1 protein-coding gene is annotated in these 396 nt (G+C 49.5%); it reads left to right on the forward strand.

What is annotated here, in order from left to right:
- Positions 1-396 (forward strand): S-layer homology domain-containing protein (locus ACYQ3S_RS15685; RefSeq protein WP_459690305.1); only part of this gene is annotated, 396 nt, incomplete at both ends.

A 396-nucleotide genomic window follows, 5' to 3' on the forward strand; every position in this document is an offset into this window, starting at 1 on the left:
GAAAATATTCTCCAAATTTTCCCTTTTTCAAAATGTTTTTTTTTGAGGGTATTTTCGACCGCATTCCGACTATTTTTTCAGTATTATGTGCAGTATCGCGCCATCAGAAAAAGGTTCTCGCACTGGTACTGGCGTTCGCATGCGCGTTCACCATGTTTGCCGGTGCGGCGTTCACGGACGAGGCCGATATTAAGGCCAAAGACGCTGTGAACATGCTGACGGCCTTGAGTGTTATCGAGGGCAACCCCGATGGCTCTTTCAAGCCGGATGCAACCGTTACCCGTGCGGAAATGGCGAAGATGATCTTCGTTGTCCGCAACAACTCCATTGATGATTCGGCCTACGCGAACAACTCTTCGAAGATGACCGACATCAACAGCCACTGGGCCAAGGGCT

The sequence above is a fragment of the Agathobaculum sp. TL06 genome, assembly GCF_054658635.1.